Origin of the sequence: Bacillus sp. Marseille-Q3570, assembly GCF_946151055.1 — a bacterium.
Lineage (GTDB): Bacteria > Bacillota > Bacilli > Bacillales > Fictibacillaceae > Pseudalkalibacillus.
Genome location: NZ_CAMGYZ010000004.1, coordinates 344,687 through 360,878 on the forward strand (window position 1 = coordinate 344,687; position 16,192 = coordinate 360,878).

Genomic DNA, 16,192 nt, shown 5'->3' on the forward strand with positions numbered 1-16,192 from the left:
AGGGCCATGGTGTCCGCTAGATTTCCAGTTCGCTTCTTAACCATGAAGCATTTAGACTTTAAAAAAGATGAACCCACTTATCCAGGTCCATCTTTTGGTATTATTATATGAACTTGTCCGGAAATTGCTTGATGATTCCTTCTGAAAGAGCATCTGCCAACTTCAAGATATGCGTCTCGCCATCATCGTAAGCTTTGATTTCATCATCCCATCGTTTCTGTAGCCTGAATACAACTTGATCTGTCAACAGAGCTAAATGTTCATCAAGTAGTCCTTTCAGTGTCTTTTTCGGCCAATTCGGGTTGGCATCACTAAGGAACTGTGCAATTTCATCTGCGTTTGCATACCATTGTTTCGTGAACTTATCGACATTCGCCTGGTCATTGTTCTTAGCTGCTTCAATAAGCTCTCCAGCAATGATGATGTGCTCTGTTAAAAGTTCAGCAAGTTTCTTGCTTGCCGCATCACCGTAATAAGGTTTGATTGCATTGCCGATATCCTTTTGGTTTTGTAAAAGGCGTGAAAGTACAGCATCTTGATCTTCCAGACCTCCTATCGCACTGACCATATAACTTCTCGTCCAGGTTATATGATCCGTCCAAAGTCTCCTCATGTCGGAACTGAGCGCCACTTCTTTTTGGGTGAATGTGTCCTTCTGTCGACTCTTAGCATCGGTTTGTTGAGGGGAAAAGACCATTGTTGCTATTAAAAGTACAATAACCAATTTTACAAACATCTTGTTCATATACAGTACTCTCCTTTTTCAGTAGTCCTGTATATTTTGGCTCTTACTTGTGATTTCATACAGAGCCTATAGATGATACGTCAAGTCAAATACCTCTCAGTCGACCAAGCGACATTTCTCGGGAAATTTCCCGCATTATCACTCACATTCATCAAAAGGCAAATATCAACCAAGCTTCAACACATTTGTTCACTTACCTGGGTATGCACAAGGGCCGCATAGATACCATTTTTCCTTATTAGTTCATGGTGGTTTCCTTTTTCGACAATCCTACCTTCATGAAGGACTAGAATCTGATCAGCGTTACGGATCGTATTCAATCGATGGGCAATTACAAAGCTAGTACGGCCTTCCATCAAAGTCCTTAATGCATCCGTAATTTTCATTTCCGTTACTGTATCAATGCTGCTGGTCGCCTCGTCTAATATCAACAATGCTGGGTCAGCCAACATTGCTCTAGCTATCGAGAGCAATTGTTTTTGCCCGTGACTGATGCCCTTACCATCAGAATCGAGAATCGTATCATATCCTTCAGGCATCCGTTTGATGAACTCATGGACATGGGCAGCCTTAGCGACCTTTTCGACCTCATCATCTGTTGCATCAAGTCTACCATAACGGATGTTCTCCCTGACTGTTGTATGAAACAGAATCGAATCCTGTAATACGACACCCATTTGACTTCGCAAGCTTTCCCGTGTAATCGATTTGATGTCTTTGCCATCAACGAGGATGTGTCCTTCATCATTTTCATAAAACCTCGATAAAAGCGAGATAATGGTCGTTTTCCCTGCACCAGTTGGACCGACGAGTGCGATTGTCTGTCCTTTAGCAGCATGGAAATTGATATCTTGTAAAATCGGCTGATCCTCTTCGTAGGAAAAATAAACTGAATCAAAATCGATTTCCCCTTGGATCCGTTGAATATCACTTGCATCCTTATCATTTTCTTTTTCTTCCGCTTCATCAATGATTTGGAATACACGTTCGGCACCTGCAACAGCCGATAGGATCATATTATACTGGTTTGCCAGATCATTCAGTGGTCTGGTGAATTGCCTTGAGTAAGTCGTAAAGGTGACAATGACTCCGATGGAGATGAAACCGTTAAGGGCAAGAATCCCTCCTGCACCTACAATGATAGCGAAGCTTGCGTTATTTAGCATATTCATCAACTTCGGAATGAAACCAGAGTATGTCTGAGCCCAATAACTCGCTTCCCTTAAAGATTCATTTTTTTCGGAGAACTCCTTAATCACACGATTTTCCTGTGAATACATTTTCACGATCTGGTGACCAGTGAAAATTTCTTCAACATACCCGTTCATATCACCTAAGTGTTTCTGTTGCTTTTTAAAATAACGGCCAGTTCGTTTTGTAATCCACTTCATACCGAAATACATCACCGGTACGATAGTCAGTGTCAAAAGTGTAAGAAATGGGCTTAACCAGATCATCATTGCAATGGTACCTGTAATCGTCAGCACGCTGGTTGTAAATTGGATCACCGCGGAATTCAAAGTCCTGCTTACGTTATCCATATCGTTCGTCAAACGGCTCATCAATTCACCATGCTGCCTTTTATGGAAAAATAACAATGGCAGTCGCTGGATATGTGAAAACAAATGATTCCGCATAGAATAGACGGTATTTTGTGAAATACTGATCATCCAATAGTTTTGAAGCCATGAGGTCACGGAATGGAGAATGTATACCACCAATAAAAGGATCACCATTTGAAGAAGTGTTTCTGTTACTGGATCTGCTATGATTCGATCCACGGCAACCCCTAGCAAATAAGGCCCGAGCAGTGACAACAATGAGCTGATCACTACAATGAACAGCACAAACATGAAGCGTTTCTTCTCAGTTCGGATATACGTCCAAACTCTGGCAAGTGTGGACCACAAATTTTCAACTTTTGGCGGCTTCGTACCGATTCCCTGGTGCCGTCGGGGAGGATGCTGTGAAATACGTTCACGGTGTTCGTTCGATTTCGACATCTAGACCACATCCTCTTCCATTTGTGACTTGTACACACTCTGGTAGTAGGGGCTTGTTTTCAGCAAATTCTCATGTCTGCCACTCCCAATCAACTCTCCTTGATGGAACAGGAGGATTTGATCGGCAGCACGAATTGAACTGATTTTTTGTGCAACAAGGAAAATCGTACAATCCTGTTTTTTCAACGTTTCAAGCAATCTCGATTCGGTATGGGCATCAAGTGCGCTCGTACTGTCGTCCAAGATCAGGATCTTCGGCTTTCGGACAAGGGCACGTGCAATTGAAAGTCGTTGCTTCTGCCCACCTGAAAAAGTAACCCCTTTTTGTCCTAACCTTGTATCGTATCCATCTGGTAAACTCATGATAAAATCATGGATCTGTGCATCTTTTGCAGCAGCGATGATTTCCTCTAATGTTGCCCTGTCCTTACCCCACTCGATGTTTTCCTTCACACTGCCTGTGAACAGATGGGCTTCTTGTGGGACAACACTGATCTGTTTTCTTAAATGCACACGATCTATTTCATCGATTTCGGTTTCATCTATGAAAATGTGTCCAGATGTATTTTCTATCAGTTTAGGAATCAAGTTCAGAAGCGTTGTCTTTCCAGATCCAGTTTCCCCTAGTATGCCGACCGTTTTATGTTCTTCAGTTGAAAAAGAAACATTCTTTAAAGTTTCCGTATATTGCTCACCATACCGGAACGATACATTTTCAAAACGAACACTCCCTCTGATCGTTCGTCTCAAGAGAGCCTGCTCAGTATACAGATGGTCTGTATCTTTGTTTAAAACTTCAGCAATCCTAGTAGCAGAAGCACTTCCTCTCGAATAGTTCATGATGAGGAAAGTGAAGACAGAAAAGGTAAAGAGGATACGAGTCGCGTAATTGATGATTGCGACAAGCTCTCCTGCTTTTACTTCCTGTAAATTGAGCTGAACCGCTCCTATCCAGAGAATAATGATGATGACGATATTCATTCCGAGCATCACGACAGGCATCGCTACTTCCATCATCCATAATGCCTTTTTATTTTGATTCGTCAGGGAATGATTCACATGTTCAAACCGATCTTCTTCAAAATCTCCGCGATTGAAGCCTTTGATCAAGCGGATGCCCGAAAGATTTTCACGAATGACCGTATTGACACGATCCAGTTTCTCTTGAACTTTACGAAAAAGGACGACACCCTTGGTCAAAATCCAGAATAAAAAAAGAAGCAAAATGGGTACAGATATAAGAAGGTATGTCGCAAGTCCTGGATGGACGAAGAAAGCCATGATGATACCGCCAATAATAAATAAAGGCGCTCTCAGAGCAATACGCATAAGCATGAACAATAGGCCTTGAACTTGTGTGACGTCGTTTGTCATACGTGTCACGAGCCCTGGAGTAGAGAATTTCTGAAAGTGGTTGCTCGCGAATTCCTGTACCTTATGGAACAGGTCCCTTCTCAAGTCATGGCCAACACCTTGGCTGGCATTGGCTGCAAAAAAAGAATTCGTGATCCCCGCTGCAAAGGCAATCAACGAAAGACCAAGCAGCACGCTACCCCATACTGCCACGATCGATAAGTCTTCTTGTAAAATACCCTCATCAATGATTTTTGCCATCAATAAAGGCTGGACCAATTCAACAAACAATTCAAGCACCATCAGTGATAAAGCAATGGATGCCGATAATTTATATGTACGTAAATAGGAAAAGACCTTTTTCATGTAGTGTAACCTCCGGTGTTTCTTGAAGTTGTAATAATTATACAGCATATAAAGAAAACTTGGCGAGACTAAGCCCCTTGTGAAGGTCGAGCCTTAGTTGCACTTATACTTTCCTACTGTATAGAAAAAAGAGCGTACCGGAATGGCCGCTCCTACTATTCTTATTCGGGTCATCCCTCACACAACCCTCTTTTTTCAAATATCTTTATGAATTAAAGAAAACATCCGTTGTTCCTTCAGGTATCAAGTCCCCTCCCTCAATACGATTTCATGATTCTCCTTTTATCGCATATAAATGGATGTGGGGGTGTGGATATGCAGAAGAAAACAGGGAAGGTCAATTGGTCTAAGTTCTCTAATGAAGTCGACAATGTCCTTGGGGAGGACTTTTGGAATGACCTCCATCATGTCATACCGAAGCGGGGCCCCTCCTATGATATGTATGAAACAGATACAGAAGGGATTATCATTTTCGAATTACCAGGATTACAATCGATTAATGAAATCAAAATCAAACAACATGGAACCCATCTTATTCTGCAAGGTAAGATAGATTATCATTATCCCGTTCAACAAGACCAGCTTATCCATAATGAACGGTTTACAGGGAAATTCAAGAGATCAGTAACAGTCCCTTTCCATTACACTCCAGAAAAAATAAATGCCCGCTATAAAAATGGTCTGCTCGAAATCCGAATTCAAAAAGAACAGAATGAAGATGAAATCATAATCGACATGGATGAAGACTGATCAGTAATCGATCGGAATATCGTTGAGCGTGTCATCGTTTGTTTTCAATAATCTTACTTCAACAAAAGGGTGTTTATATTGTGCTTTGAAACCTCTCTTTGCAGTGGGTCCCGGGAGTTGGATAGATTCAGACTGTCCGTCTGGGAGTCCAGAGACGATCAATCTTGAATTACCTAAAGAGATTCGCAATTGTTTTATATCTATGCCTTCAGCCACTTGAAGTTTGACAACATAGTAATTCATCAACTCAACCAATTCGTGTCGAAGCCCATTTTGGTTTGGAGATACAGAATTCAATGAGTGGGGTTGAATGTAAGCACTTTGATTCCCAACAGATTGTTGAATCGTTTGCTGGATATATTGTTCAAGCCACGACATATCCATATTGCTTTTTTGATTCGTCCATTTCATCGGATCATCCAAAAATTGATTTATGAGTTTACTGTATTCAAACATTGGTCATTCTTCCTTTCAAACATTTACATTCGGGAGGTGAAAAAATATGACTCCTCATATCAGATTCAACAATTTTACGATCGATAATGTTTCATATTCCTCGGGCGTATTTTCAGGTGATAATTTTCAAAGAGGGTTCACCTATAAAGGACGTAAGTATGAAGGGAACGGCTCGATAATTGGTGATCGAAATGTTATTATCAACAACAAACACGTGATCAAGAAAAACCAATACAAACAGGAACATCCATAATGTGGTCATTTAAAAGATCCAGAAAGAAAACGGAAATAGAGGAATTAAAGCGTCAAATCGATACATTGCACCAATTGGTCGAATCAAACAAACAACCAATCGAATACCACTTTCACATCAATCAAGTGGATATCCATCATCCCACATTAGAAGAACTGAACTTCAAACTTGATCAGATCGATATTGAAGATTTGAGTGGCGCTTTGAATGTCGGGAATAATTTCGGTGTATCTGTAAGGGACAGAAAAAATAAAAAGAAGTGTGGCTCAGATGATTCTGAAATAAAAGCGAAAGCTACAAAAAACGGATATTCATTCTCTTTCAATTCAAAGGAGGAATGAAACAGATGCTTTCCCCTAACTTTTTCATCCATACGATTCGGATCGGTTCGGTTGAAGGGGCATCTTGTGTAAATTTCGGAAACAATGCTCCAAGCGGCTTTGAAAGTTATAAAAAACTTAATCAAGGATTCGGGTCCATCAGTGGAGATAACAACTCGATTGAAGGACTCCGGTCGTTATTGAGTGATTCAGCTATACTTGATATGCTGATCAATAGTCAGGATCACCAACTCCCAGAGTGGACTCAGGAAATCATAAAAGAAAAGCTAAAAAAGGAAAGTTAATTATCCTTTTCATTTCCTTTCTTAGCTTCTGAAACTTGAAGCTGGTTATTTTGAATAGGCATATCGATCAAGTCGTTATCATATATGACGTTGATGTTATGCATAAGAAGGTTGTTGTAACCGATGACCCTTCCTACTCCATGGTTTTCCTTCAACTGAGTAGTCCAATACTCCTGTGTATTCTCCCCGTTGAATACCCCTGAATTTCCGAATAAATTGTTGATATTGATCGAATCGAATATGATATTCATGGTAAAAGGACTCCTAGTATTGAATATTAGGCTGTGGTGTCACTGCTTCAGGATTCGAGCTTGGTGTATCAATCAAGTCATTATCAAACAGTGTATTGAAATTGTTTATTGCAAAGACAAATCCGATTGGCATACCAGCCGCAAAATTATTCTTACCTTGCCAGTTCCAATCCTGTTGGTTATTTTGACCTGTTGAAATTGTTCCATTTTCATTAACTGCATTGACTGCAATCTGGTTAAAGACAACTGATACAGGCACTTTATTCCCTCCTAACAAACCTCTGTATGTTCAGCCTATTCGTACGTCGAATCATCGGTGCATCACCAATAATCTTTCATAACCTTCTTTATACTTATCTTCTTCCCGTCAGATAGCCTTTTTGATATAAAATAACATTTGCTCCCCGTTTAAAAGATTCGAAATTATATGGTTTGATAGCTTTATAGAATGCTTTACTGCAACCTGGTTTCATTCTGTCATGCAGTTCGATGATCATTATTTTCACCTTTTCCAACCAATTTTCATACCCTTTTGAAAACAGCTCTTTCTCTGCTCCTTCAATGTTCAACTTCAGAATGTCAATCTCATCGATTCCGTAATCTGCTAAGATCGAGTCGATTGTAACAGCTTTAAACGAACCAGGTTGGTTCTGTCCGGTTTCCTCGACCATCATTCCCCATTCCCCTAAACCCACATCTTTTACTCTCAAATACGTATTCTTGTTCCACAATCCCGAATGTAACGGTTCAATCTGATGGTATGGTGCGATATTTTTCTCCATCACCTCTATGTTGGATGGGTCTGATTCGACAGCTATCACTTTTGCCTGTGGAAACTGTTCAGCAAAAAACACGCTGCTATAACCGACATTTGCTCCACCATCGATAATCCATCTCGGGCTGAATGTCAGCTTCGGAAGACGATATTCTTGGTCATGAAACACATATTTGAACGTACTGAAGTCCGTAGAGTTTTGTCGGAAATACATCATCTCATCTATTCCTGGTGCCTTGATGGCATTCAGTTGATACTTTTTCAATGCATTACCTCCCTTTTTATTTTTTACAGTTTATGATTTGAGAGGAATAGCGTGTATCGTATTACTAAAACATTTCCCTTTTATCCCAACAAAAAAAGACGGGTCTCCCCGCCATTTTGTTGGTTTTTCTCTATGATGATTTTTTATTGGTACTGCCATTACTACTGCTGCTTTTTGAATCTGATATTTTCCCTAAGAAGAAGCCATTTATTTGCTCAAGCTTTCCTCTCCAAAGAATTTTCCCTTTTGATGGTGTCGGTTTACTGTCACCGCAATATACGCGGGTGTTCTTCAAATGAATGAAGTTCGCTTCACCACCATCATGGGAATCAGCAGCTTCACTAGCTTCAGCGAGATCTTCACTAAGTTTTTTGGCAATTTCGCTGCCATCTTCAAGTTTACCGCTAAGCTCTTCAAAGTATTCTTTAGCAGATATCATCGTCCCAGAGATGACAGAGCCATTTACATTCAATGTAACATCCAATGAGAAATCACCAGTATTGGCTGCTTTCACAAAGTATTCTAGTATACTATCTTTTGGCGCAACTGAACTCACTATAATCGCTCCTTTACTAGTAGTAACTTATGCAGAAGTGTCATCTTCACTGGTTAATGACGTATCTTCCTCTTCTTCATCCTTTTCATCTTTTTTTGATTGTTTAGATGTCGTTTTCTTCTTTCCATTTGACTTGGTTGATTTTTTAGTACTTTTTTTCGGTTTTACTTCTTCTTCCTTATCCTCGTCGTCGTCTTCCTCTTCAGCTTTAGCATTTTTTGATTGTTTTTTCTTGGTTGAGTTCGACTGCTTCTGGCGATTAGAGGTCGATTCCTCCTCTTCCTCTTCCTCGTCTTCATCTTCGTCATTTTCTTCTTCGTCTTCCTCTTCGCTTTCAAGGAATTTGTTCATTTTATCCTCTAATGACTTCAATCGCTCCTGGAGCTTTTGATTTTCCTCTCTCAAGTCTTCCAGCTCTTCAGTATCAACCTCTTCTGCTGTAGCACTTACTTCTGTTTCAGCACTTTCTTCAGACTCATCACGATCTCTGCTCAGGAAATTCGTCGTTGATGACTTAAGACTCTGGGCAGCTAATTTTGATTTTTCTTTGGCTGCACGACTTAGATCCATGCTTTTGTTTTTTAATGCTTCTTTATCGACACGTGCCCAGAGTTTCTTTCCATTTTCAGGTGTTGCAAGATATCCGACTGTAGCTCCCAGGATTCCTCCTGCTACTGTCCGTTTGATCGGTCCACCTGTTACCATGTTTTTAGCTTGTTTTGATTTGTCTACCATACTCTTCCCCTCCATATATTATTTAAGATCTTTAGCATTCAAACGGTTTGTATGATTATGGTTATTTTCAAGTTTATCTAGTCTCTCTTTCAATTCCTTGTTTTCATCCTCTAAAGCTTTGGTTTGATCTTCTGTTGCTTTTGAACTCAAGTAAGGATCCGTTTCCCACCAATCCATACCGATTTCCTTTGCTTTATCAACGGAAGCAACAATCAAACGGATTTTGATGGTCAGTAATTCGACATCGGCTAATCCTACTCGGATATCACCTGCAATGACCACACCTTTATCCAAGACCTTTTCTAGAACATCGACAATTGTATGTGATTGCACTGGATGTTCAACAGCCATTGTTTATCCCTCCTTGGTCCTTTTCCTGGACCCATTAAAAACAAAACTTAATATTCATCGTCATATCATTAGTAGGAATTCCTTCTATCGAAGCAGGTTTCCTAACGGACCTAGATCTATATTCAAATCTTCAGCATCAAGGCCAAAGATGTCCTTTAGTTCTTCCATTTTTTCTTCTAGATTCATCAGGGCTACACCGAGATCTTCAATCTGTTCATCGGTAAGATTTCCACCTTCTACCCGTCTCATTGCATGCCTCTCAACAATCTGGCGTACTAGTTCGATTACCGTCATGACTAATTGTGCCAATCCTTGTTCAGCATTATCAGGGTCAAGGTTGATCCGTGAATTATTTGTTTGATTCTCCGATTGCATCTGTCAGTTCACCCCTTTGTTTTTCAAAGTTCTCAGAAGACAAATGATTATTTTTTTGAGATTGTACGAGTGTTTCTACTGAGGAGATCAATACTCGTAAATCCAAGTACACCAGGTCGACACCTGCAATTGAAATGATGATATCTCCTCTGATTGCCACTCCTTTATCAAGAATGACGTCTAAAATATCTATAAGTGCAATATCCTTATTTTCAATCGATTCTTTCATTCCTCTATGTGACATCCTCAGATCCCTCTCTTCACGAAAAGCTGGAAAAATGATAAGCAGGCCACGGTCCCGATGCTTCAAATCTCCAACCTGTCTGTCCTAATTCCTTTTCTAAACGTTTGACTTCATCTAGATAGGAATCAACTTGATCGACTGGAAGCAAAAATACACTGTTCCAAGTCATGTTTTCTTTTAGACCTGTGACGTCTTTACTCCAGTTTCTTTTGACTTCTGCTTGAATGGCAAACGATTTAAGTTTTTCATGCAACCCTTCGCAAACACGGTTTTTCTCATTTTCAAGTTCCGATTCAATCAACTCATCGATCTTTTTCTTTTCGAAAAACTGTCTTCCTGGAGTCATGGTGCTGATTTCTTTTCGTTTCGCTTCTATTTCGTCATTGTTTTTGCTTACAACCTGTTTCAATTTCTCATCATCGCAGTAGATTTTAAGGTTCCATTCTTCATTTCCTTCAAGAGTTTTGAAGGATTGTTCAATCTTACTTTCACTTGCTTCGATTGTCCCTTGCAAACTTTGTTCATTTTTATAAATTGTGCAGAACTTCAAAGGTATGATTGTATATTCCTTGTATAATGCGACAAGTGTTTCATGATGATGGAATGCTTTTTCTTGGAGCCATTCCATATCACTGTCTATTTTTTCTTTGATGTTTTCTTCGGTATACTCTTTTGAGTCAAGGTTACATACAACCGCGGTGATCTTGTTGATCTGGATCGTGTAAAGCTCTGATTCACCGTCAAAACCTTTAAACGATGGAAATGATTTTTCTGTAGCTTCTGTTGTTGGAATTAAGCCGTATAAATAGATAAGATGAGCCATTTCCATTACCTCATTCCTTCTTCTTCGTCATTTCTTCCCATTGTTCCATTTCTTTTTGTTTTGCGATTTCGTATCGTTGTAACAATTCCTCTTCTTTTTCTTTATAAACATCCTCTGGTATTTCCTCGAGTTCATACATCATCTGAAGCTGAATAAGCTTTTGCTGGATCGTTGGAAGGTCATACAGTTCCTTGTCGACTTCCTCTTTCACTTTTTCACCGACTTTGATGACAAGATTCATTGGTGAGGTAACCAGTTTATGCAGCATCAGCTTTCCTCAACGGTCAGGCGTATATTGACGAAATTATAAGCCGGCCAGGGTCCTGTATACTTGAAATCAACTTTATCCTTCCATTTCTCATGCGCTTCATTCACTTTTTTATCGAATACTTCTTCCTGGTTTCGATCTACTAAGAATGATGCATTCAAGAGCATTTTTTCACCGAGGGTATCATTTGTTTTTGCAGCTTCAGCTGTTTCCTCCAGAGGAGCGAAAATTTCAGTTTTTATTTCATTTTGAATTTCGGTTACCATCTTTTGAGCCATGCCTCCTAGTTGGATGCGCTCATAATAGCTGGCTGCTTCTGATTTTCCACGGACAGCTTCAGCTTTCTTTACAGCCTCAGGATTTTCATTGACTCTAGATTCGAGCCACTCTTTTTTGCCAATAACCTTCAACCCCAATTCCATTTTTCCTTTGATTTCAGGGAACAGTTTCTTAAATTGCGGATAGAGATTTTCAAGAAGGACCTTGACATCATCCTTCGTTTTGAAAACATTTCCGAAACTGATCGGGATGACGGTATCTTTGTTATCCATGACTTTCGAAACAGTATCTTGATGAAACATCAGGTTTTCCTTGTTGGGGTGATAGATTTTCATCGGTACTTCTGCACACACCATAGCAGCATCCTCGTACCTTATCGTAAAAATTTCTCTCTCTGTTCCTTCTATTTCAACTGTACCGAACTCATCTTCTTGGTCGGTTTGGATCCCGCAAAATAGGTAAATACCTTTCTCTTCGTGCTCGCCCATGACGTCTCTCTCCTTTTCATGATCACAGTCTTACATGCTGCTGCATTCTTTTAGTATCAACTCTTCTGCCGCTACGCGAGGATTTTCTTCATCAATGCAACGACTCATCGGATAACCGAGTATATCGATACATAACCGTTGAAATTCTTCATCCTCACCATCGATTGGAATATCTTGTTCTAATGCGATCTTTGCAATCATAATTGATGAGCGTATACTCGGGACATTGCTGTTGTCTTTAGAGCATTTTTCCCGCAATTTGGACACGAGTGTTGTAATCGCTCTTGCGTCATCTTCATCGATTCCAAGCTTTTCAGAAACAATTTCAGTTTCCCCTTCAATATCCTTATAATCCACAAATATCGTCACTAATCGATCCATCAGGGCATCCTGGGTTTTATAGACACCTGCGTACTCTGCAGGGTTACTTGTGAATATCACCGAAAACTCTGGATGTACCCGATAGAAGGGTTCCGTATGCTTTGAACCGTATAACGGGAGTATACCTTCTTCCAAAATCGATAAAAACAGGTTGTTCGTTGTTGGCTGAGAACGTGTAAACTCATCATAAACGAGCGTATAGCCATGCTTGACTGCTTCAAGCAAACGACCGTCCTTCCACGATTCCGTGACGCTTTCATCTTTTTTGTAAACCCTTCGTACATACTGATCAACGACCTTTTTACTTGTATAGCCTGTAAAATCGCCGATCAAATCCTTATTGTTCAGTTCATGATTCCCATGCATGACCATGACGGGTCTCTTGCGTTTCTTCGCAAGGGCAAGTGCAAGCGATGTCTTCCCTGCACCAGTAGGTCCTGTGAAATGAATCGGATATCCGGCTTTCAAGTATTGCAAGGAGCGGGAAAGCAACTGTTTTGTTTCTGGATCCTGAATTAAATCTCGTGAGTCTTTCTTTATCTGTTCTTTCAATACAGCCATTGAAGCCTCCCTCTGGTTACCTCCTAGACTTCAACATCGATCGCGCTTCTAAAGCGGATATCCTGTCTTTTGAACGAGGTGACCTCTTTATCTTTATTGACCAAGACTTCATAGGTACCAACCATTTCGTCTTTTGCGTACTTTTTCATATATTCTTTTTCTTCAATTACTTCGATTGTGACTTTCCAACCTTCATCCTCTGCTGCCTCTACAGATGTGATTTTATGCGGAGGAGCAACATGCTCTTTGAAAAAATCAGCCACATTGTTCATGATCTCTTTGATTTCCATAGTCGCCTCCACTTAGTCTTTGATTTATGAAGGGGAGGGCTCAGTTAAAGCCCCCTCGCCTCTAAATACTGAATTGTGCATTTCTGCGTTCATTGGTTTGTTGCGGTAATCCTTCTTCTTCTACCTCATCCCGTAATAGGCCAACTGCTTCCGCATAACGTAACCACGTGTCCACACTTGCAATGACAACGCGTGCTTCCACAGTCAGGATTTCAATACCGACAACAGAAACTCTTGCAAATGCATCGATGACAATCCCCTTATCGAGAATTCTGTCGATTACCTCAGCTAGACTTGAACTATCTGTACTTTTTTGAACAGCCATTGTTACATTCTCCTTTCACAATCGTAGGTTTACGAACCTAATGTCTTGATATCAGTTGAAGATTTGATATCAGTAGAACTTTTGATATCAGTAGAGCTCTTGATATTCTGTGAGCTTTTGATATCATTAGCACCTTTGATATCTTTAACGCCTTTCAATTTTGTTCCGTTTTTGTTTGAGTTGGAGGAAGAAATCTTATCTTGGAATTCTTGCCCCGCTTCTTTCACTTTCGCTAATTTTTCCCGGACAGATAATAAGACATCTTGGACTTTGTCCTGTGCTTTATCTGCCTTTCCGTGGACTTTATCAGCATTCTTCTCTTTAGCGTCAGCCAGTTTTTCAGAAGCTTCATTTGCTTTTTCTTGTAGATCATCTGTCATTTTTTCTTTGGCTTTTTCTTTCACTTCATCCTTCACCTTTTCTTTAACAGATGAAGGTGTTTTTTCAATAGCCTTGCTGACTGCTTTTTTTGCCACCTTTTTTACAGGTTTATCACTCATGTAATCCCCCCTTTAAGGTGGGTCTCACTATTTTTTATCATCTAACAATGCATTCAATTTTTCTTCGATCCTCTGCAATTGGTCATTTAAATTTTTATTTTCTTCTTTCAATTCGTTGTACCGTTCATCTGAATGAGATCCAGACTCCTGTACTTCTTCGTCCTCAGTGCCTTCATTGAGTAAAGCGCTACCTGGTTTCAGAAGCGTCCCTTCGTACTTACTCCAGTAACCTGCTGCGGTTTGACGTAGAGCCATCATAGCCTGTTCAGTGATCATTTGTTGAGCTGTTCTGCGCAGTTCATTTCCTGCAGCTTTGACCACTTCGGATTGACCTATGCTGTTCACAACCTTTTTTCCAGTACCGGGACTTGAAAGAAGACCAATGCTAGCACCAACAACTCCTCCAATGATGGCAAGATTCATCGAATTTTGCTGCGTATTCGTCGGTAAAGTATTTTTTTGTTTATCTGTCATTACCTTTCGTTTCCCTTCTATTAGTGATCTTCATCAATTAGAGTTCTGTCAGCTTCAATGATGATCAAAAGCTTAATTGTGCTTGTCGGTCGTTTCCTTGTACGTATCCTTCCTCTTGTACATCATCGCGAAGCAATCCTACTGCATTCGCATATCTCAACCACGTGTCTACACTTGCGATGACCACTCTTGCTTCTACTGTCAATATTTCAATTCCCACAAGAGATACTCTAGCGAACGCATCAATTACGATTCCTTTATCTAATATCCTGTCAATGACTTCTGCAAGACTTGAACTATCGGTACTTTTTTGTACAGCCATACTGACATTCTCCTTTCGATTAAATTTTAGAGTGATAAAGGGTCTAACCAGTTTGAATATTTGAATGTTAGAGGGAATATACCCCCTTTGATTTGGACTTAAAACCACCGTTGGGCAAAGACGGAAAAAACGTTCCATTTTTTTCATATAATATTGTCGAATAATATCCCTCTGTAATAGAAGTTTCCTTTATCTAAAGGGATTTTCACGGTTTCTGTTTTCAAAATAAAACAAACGTAACAATTACATTACAAAACACATAAATACGGGACATCTGTATAAACGACAATTTTTGAGGATTTCAGAGGATTAGTAAGAATATTCAAACTTATCCAATCTCTAAATTCTATAATGCTTGATTTTTGAATATATAACCAATTTTGGTCTTTGTGCCCTGAAATAGAGTCCCCTATACTAATAAGATAGTTCTTTTGTCACTCAAGCTGATTCCTCTCACAAATACTTTCACCTTTTCTTTATGTATAAAACTTTTAAGGAGGTTCAAAAATTGAAAAAATTTTCTTTATTCATCTTGATCACTACAATGTTTTTATTAGCGGCTTGTGGAAATAATTCTGATGCCGACAGTAAGGGGTCGACCCTTGAACAAGCGAAGGAAGAAGGGAAAATTACAGTTGGATTTGCAGGTGAAAATCCTTATGCCTATGAAGACGAGAATGGAAAACTTACTGGAGAAGCTGTTGAAATTGCCCGGAAAATTTTCAAAGAGTTAGGGATAGAGGAAATGGAAGGTGAGTTGGTAAAATTCAGTTCCTTGATTCCAGGGCTGAAAGCTGGAAAGTTTGATGTCATTACTGCTGGTATGTACATAACACCTGACAGATGTGAAGAGGTTGCATTCGGAGAACCGGAATACAGTATCGGGGAGGCACTCGCTGTACAAAAGGGGAACCCGTTGGATCTCCATAGTTATGAGGATATAGCTAATAATCCCGATGCTAAAATTTCAGTCATGAATGGTGCCATCGAAATCGATTACTTAAAGGCTGCTGGAGTTAAAGAAAGCCAAATGGAAATCGTTTCTGATATCCCAGCGAACATTTCATCACTTGAATCGGGGCGAGTTGATGCAATCACGATGACCGGTCCTACTCTAGAGGCTGCTCTCGAAACAGCAAATGCAAAGAATATCGATCGGGTGGAAGATTTCACACAACCTACTGTGGATGGAGAAAGTGTACGTGGGTACGGTGCCGCAGCGTTCAACCCATCAGACGAAGAACTAATTGATGCTTATAACAAAGAGCTCGAAAAATTAAAGGAATCTGGAGAACTATTAGAAACGATTAAACCATTCGGCTTCACAGAAGAGGATCTGCCAGGAGATAAGACAACAGAAGCTTTATGTAGCGAATAG

The 16,192-nt window shown here is 40.0% G+C and carries 26 protein-coding genes; 5 read left to right on the forward strand and 21 right to left on the reverse strand.

Annotation, left to right across the window (positions count from 1 at the left end; translation table 11 throughout):
• Window positions 1–103: 103 nt before the first annotated feature.
• The 3 genes from N8M93_RS09495 to N8M93_RS09505 all read right to left on the reverse strand — a co-directional run bounded on the left by N8M93_RS09495 (window position 104) and on the right by N8M93_RS09505 (window position 4,467).
• A complete protein-coding gene (locus N8M93_RS09495; protein ID WP_261131293.1) occupies window positions 104–745 on the reverse strand; it encodes a glycosyltransferase in 642 nt (213 codons plus the stop codon).
• Window positions 746–921: 176 nt separating this feature from the next.
• Complete coding sequence (locus N8M93_RS09500) at window positions 922–2,748, reverse strand: ABC transporter ATP-binding protein (RefSeq protein ID WP_261131294.1); 1,827 nt, start codon at window positions 2,746–2,748, stop codon at window positions 922–924.
• Window positions 2,749–4,467, reverse strand: coding sequence for an ABC transporter ATP-binding protein (locus N8M93_RS09505; RefSeq protein ID WP_261131296.1), 1,719 nt, complete (start codon window positions 4,465–4,467; stop codon window positions 2,749–2,751).
• A 315-nt stretch (window positions 4,468–4,782) separates the two neighbouring features.
• On the opposite strand from N8M93_RS09505, the gene N8M93_RS09510 reads away from it, so the two are divergent.
• Window positions 4,783–5,217, forward strand: coding sequence for an Hsp20/alpha crystallin family protein (locus N8M93_RS09510; RefSeq protein WP_261131298.1), 435 nt, complete (start codon window positions 4,783–4,785; stop codon window positions 5,215–5,217).
• Here N8M93_RS09510 and N8M93_RS09515 read toward each other — a convergent pair whose 3' ends face one another.
• The gene (locus N8M93_RS09515; protein ID WP_261131300.1) at window positions 5,218–5,673 is read right to left on the reverse strand and encodes a hypothetical protein; all 456 of its coding nucleotides are present in this window, start codon (window positions 5,671–5,673) and stop codon (window positions 5,218–5,220) included. It abuts the gene before it with no gap.
• Between the two features lie 46 nt (window positions 5,674–5,719).
• Between N8M93_RS09515 and N8M93_RS09520 the strand changes: the two genes are divergently transcribed.
• Genes N8M93_RS09520 through N8M93_RS09530 form a run of 3 tightly spaced genes read left to right on the forward strand, consistent with a single transcriptional unit; the run spans window position 5,720 to window position 6,551 of the window.
• On the forward strand, window positions 5,720–5,926 hold the full coding sequence (locus N8M93_RS09520) for a hypothetical protein (RefSeq protein ID WP_261131302.1): 207 nt from the start codon (window positions 5,720–5,722) through the stop codon (window positions 5,924–5,926).
• Window positions 5,926–6,267, forward strand: a complete 342-nt coding sequence (locus tag N8M93_RS09525) for a hypothetical protein (RefSeq protein ID WP_261131304.1) — start codon at window positions 5,926–5,928, stop codon at window positions 6,265–6,267. Before N8M93_RS09520 ends, N8M93_RS09525 begins: the two co-directional genes overlap by 1 nt.
• A complete protein-coding gene (locus N8M93_RS09530; RefSeq protein ID WP_261131305.1) occupies window positions 6,264–6,551 on the forward strand; it encodes a hypothetical protein in 288 nt (95 codons plus the stop codon). The genes N8M93_RS09525 and N8M93_RS09530 overlap by 4 nt, the downstream gene beginning before the upstream one ends.
• On the opposite strand, the gene N8M93_RS09535 is transcribed toward N8M93_RS09530, so the two are convergent.
• The 17 genes from N8M93_RS09535 to gvpA (N8M93_RS09615) form a co-directional block, all read right to left on the reverse strand.
• Window positions 6,548–6,802: a hypothetical protein gene (locus N8M93_RS09535; protein WP_261131307.1), complete on the reverse strand. Its 255-nt coding sequence runs from the start codon at window positions 6,800–6,802 to the stop codon at window positions 6,548–6,550. The two genes, N8M93_RS09530 and N8M93_RS09535, sit on opposite strands and share 4 nt — an antisense overlap.
• 13 nt (window positions 6,803–6,815) lie before the next feature.
• Window positions 6,816–7,061, reverse strand: a complete 246-nt coding sequence (locus tag N8M93_RS09540; RefSeq protein WP_261131309.1) for a hypothetical protein — start codon at window positions 7,059–7,061, stop codon at window positions 6,816–6,818.
• A 94-nt stretch (window positions 7,062–7,155) separates the two neighbouring features.
• Window positions 7,156–7,842 carry an FkbM family methyltransferase gene (locus tag N8M93_RS09545; RefSeq protein WP_261131311.1) on the reverse strand — a complete coding sequence of 229 codons (687 nt, stop codon included), beginning with the start codon at window positions 7,840–7,842 and terminating at the stop codon, window positions 7,156–7,158.
• 130 nt (window positions 7,843–7,972) lie between these two features.
• Window positions 7,973–8,398 carry a gas vesicle accessory protein GvpU gene (gvpU, locus tag N8M93_RS09550; RefSeq protein WP_261131312.1) on the reverse strand — a complete coding sequence of 142 codons (426 nt, stop codon included), beginning with the start codon at window positions 8,396–8,398 and terminating at the stop codon, window positions 7,973–7,975.
• A 27-nt stretch (window positions 8,399–8,425) separates the two neighbouring features.
• A complete protein-coding gene (gene gvpT / locus N8M93_RS09555; RefSeq protein ID WP_261131314.1) occupies window positions 8,426–9,133 on the reverse strand; it encodes a YtxH domain-containing protein in 708 nt (235 codons plus the stop codon).
• Window positions 9,134–9,151: 18 nt separating this feature from the next.
• Window positions 9,152–9,484: a gas vesicle protein gene (locus N8M93_RS09560; RefSeq protein ID WP_261131316.1), complete on the reverse strand. Its 333-nt coding sequence runs from the start codon at window positions 9,482–9,484 to the stop codon at window positions 9,152–9,154.
• A gap of 84 nt (window positions 9,485–9,568) precedes the next feature.
• Window positions 9,569–9,859, reverse strand: coding sequence for a gas vesicle protein K (locus tag N8M93_RS09565; RefSeq protein WP_221567449.1), 291 nt, complete (start codon window positions 9,857–9,859; stop codon window positions 9,569–9,571).
• Window positions 9,834–10,103, reverse strand: a complete 270-nt coding sequence (locus tag N8M93_RS09570; protein WP_261131319.1) for a gas vesicle protein — start codon at window positions 10,101–10,103, stop codon at window positions 9,834–9,836. Before N8M93_RS09570 ends, N8M93_RS09565 begins: the two co-directional genes overlap by 26 nt.
• A 16-nt stretch (window positions 10,104–10,119) precedes the next feature.
• Complete coding sequence (locus N8M93_RS09575) at window positions 10,120–10,926, reverse strand: GvpL/GvpF family gas vesicle protein (protein WP_261131320.1); 807 nt, start codon at window positions 10,924–10,926, stop codon at window positions 10,120–10,122.
• A 10-nt stretch (window positions 10,927–10,936) separates the two neighbouring features.
• Window positions 10,937–11,194, reverse strand: coding sequence for a gas vesicle protein GvpG (locus N8M93_RS09580; protein ID WP_261131321.1), 258 nt, complete (start codon window positions 11,192–11,194; stop codon window positions 10,937–10,939).
• Entirely contained in the window at window positions 11,194–11,961 is a 768-nt protein-coding gene (locus N8M93_RS09585) for a GvpL/GvpF family gas vesicle protein (protein WP_261131322.1), read from the reverse strand. Before N8M93_RS09585 ends, N8M93_RS09580 begins: the two co-directional genes overlap by 1 nt.
• Window positions 11,962–11,991: 30 nt before the next feature.
• The gene (gvpN, locus tag N8M93_RS09590; protein ID WP_261131324.1) at window positions 11,992–12,903 is read right to left on the reverse strand and encodes a gas vesicle protein GvpN; all 912 of its coding nucleotides are present in this window, start codon (window positions 12,901–12,903) and stop codon (window positions 11,992–11,994) included.
• Window positions 12,904–12,926: 23 nt separating this feature from the next.
• The gene (locus N8M93_RS09595; RefSeq protein ID WP_261131326.1) at window positions 12,927–13,193 is read right to left on the reverse strand and encodes a gas vesicle protein; all 267 of its coding nucleotides are present in this window, start codon (window positions 13,191–13,193) and stop codon (window positions 12,927–12,929) included.
• A gap of 61 nt (window positions 13,194–13,254) precedes the next feature.
• Window positions 13,255–13,518: a gas vesicle structural protein GvpA gene (gene gvpA / locus N8M93_RS09600; RefSeq protein WP_221567456.1), complete on the reverse strand. Its 264-nt coding sequence runs from the start codon at window positions 13,516–13,518 to the stop codon at window positions 13,255–13,257.
• A 29-nt stretch (window positions 13,519–13,547) separates the two neighbouring features.
• On the reverse strand, window positions 13,548–14,018 hold the full coding sequence (gene gvpQ / locus N8M93_RS09605; protein ID WP_261131329.1) for a gas vesicle protein GvpQ: 471 nt from the start codon (window positions 14,016–14,018) through the stop codon (window positions 13,548–13,550).
• Window positions 14,019–14,045: 27 nt separating this feature from the next.
• Entirely contained in the window at window positions 14,046–14,492 is a 447-nt protein-coding gene (gene gvpT, locus N8M93_RS09610; RefSeq protein WP_261131331.1) for a GvpT/GvpP family gas vesicle accessory protein, read from the reverse strand.
• Window positions 14,493–14,556: 64 nt separating this feature from the next.
• Window positions 14,557–14,814, reverse strand: a complete 258-nt coding sequence (gene gvpA, locus N8M93_RS09615) for a gas vesicle structural protein GvpA (RefSeq protein ID WP_261131333.1) — start codon at window positions 14,812–14,814, stop codon at window positions 14,557–14,559.
• Between the two features lie 508 nt (window positions 14,815–15,322).
• On the opposite strand from gvpA (N8M93_RS09615), the gene ehuB reads away from it, so the two are divergent.
• Window positions 15,323–16,192 carry an ectoine/hydroxyectoine ABC transporter substrate-binding protein EhuB gene (gene ehuB / locus N8M93_RS09620; RefSeq protein WP_396125494.1) on the forward strand — a complete coding sequence of 290 codons (870 nt, stop codon included), beginning with the start codon at window positions 15,323–15,325 and terminating at the stop codon, window positions 16,190–16,192.